The organism is Xenorhabdus sp. PR6a (assembly GCF_028599065.1).
Classification (GTDB): domain Bacteria; phylum Pseudomonadota; class Gammaproteobacteria; order Enterobacterales; family Enterobacteriaceae; genus Xenorhabdus; species Xenorhabdus doucetiae.
In genome coordinates this window covers 1-1,311 of record NZ_JAQRFJ010000159.1, presented here as the reverse complement: position 1 = coordinate 1,311, position 1,311 = coordinate 1, and the positions used below count along the sequence as shown (strand labels likewise).

At 63.9% G+C, this 1,311-nt stretch carries 2 protein-coding genes; one reads left to right on the top strand and one right to left on the bottom strand.

Annotated features, from left to right (window positions below):
- Window positions 1–736: site-specific tyrosine recombinase XerC (xerC, locus tag PSI15_RS18010; RefSeq protein WP_273584712.1), on the top strand; the 736-nt coding region annotated here is incomplete at its 5' end.
- Between the two features lie 136 nt (window positions 737–872).
- On the opposite strand, the gene PSI15_RS18005 is transcribed toward xerC, so the two are convergent.
- The coding region (locus tag PSI15_RS18005) for a hypothetical protein (protein WP_273584711.1) at window positions 873–1,311 on the bottom strand (439 nt) is incomplete at its 5' end.

The following is a 1,311-nucleotide window of genomic DNA, read 5'->3' as shown; positions in this document are numbered from 1 at the left end:
GTGGTTCCGTTGGTTACTGCAACGGCATCACATCCTCTACAACCCGACGGAGTTGCTGGTCTTGCCAAAAGAAGAGCGGCGGTTGCCTGCCCAGATATTGAGTGAGCGTGAAACCACGCAGGTGCTGGACAGTCTGGCTGACGGGAGTGTGCTGGGGCTGCGCAACCGGGTGATGCTGGAAGTCCTTTGGAGTAGTGGCATTCGCCGCATGGAGCTGCGTCATCTCCGGCAAGGGGATATCGATTTTGAGCGTGGCGCGATGGCCGTCAGGCAGGGCAAAGGCAACAAAGACCGGGTAGTGCCCATCGGAGAACGGGCGCTGCACTGGCTGGAACGCTATCTGGTGCACGGGCGGCCACGGTTGTCCGAACAGCATGACAGCGGGTATCTGTTTATCACGCAAAAGGGTCGGCCACTCAGTCTGGGACAACTGACACAAATCGCGGCGAAAGCCATCCGGGAGCAGGCACAACTGGACAAACCGGGGGCCTGTCACCTGTTCCGGCACTCAATGGCCACGCAGATGCTGGACAACGGGGCGGATATCCGGCATATCCAGGCGATGCTGGGGCATGAGAAACTGGATACCACGCAACGTTACACACGGGTGGCCATCGGGCAGCTTAAGAAAGTGCATCACCAGACGCACCCCGCCGAACGGGATGGAAAGGCAGACAGCGACACGGCGCAAGGCAGTGACGGCAGCGGCACGGGACAGCCCGATCATCCCCGTTGAGTTGGGCAGGGTTCGGTGCGGGGGCAGACCGTGGCCGGACTGCCCGTCGGCCCCGGTGATAGCGGGGGTAAATAGGCAATGGGCGGCCTGGGCCAGGGCGTCCCCGTTAAGCCGGTGCAGGCCGCCCAAAGCCTATTCAACATAATGCGAGGGGATTGTGCGAAATTCGCCGTTGTGCCCCGCTGCCCTGCCTGCCGCCGCAAAGCGGCTCACATCGCACAATCTGCATTATGTCGGTGCCCCCGCTTATCGGCATCGCCGGGTGCCGCCGCACAAGGCTGGCGCCTTCTGCTCTGACCGGCTGAGCCAGTCCTTGGCAAACACCGCGCACAAACGCCAACGCCTTGCCACCGTTCAGCCAGCCGGCTTCTTCTTTAGCTGCCCTGCCCGCGTCCGGCCAACCCCCCTGTAGGCAGGTCGGCCTGCGGCCTCCGTGTTTACCTCCCCCGCCCCGACCCCGCTGCGACTTGCTGCGCGCGGCTCGCACTGCGCTGCGCTCCGTTGCTCGTTGCCGTGCTCGCCCTCTCCGCCCCGTGCAGCCCCCGCAGGGGGCTTCCCTGTTGGGACGGTGCCAT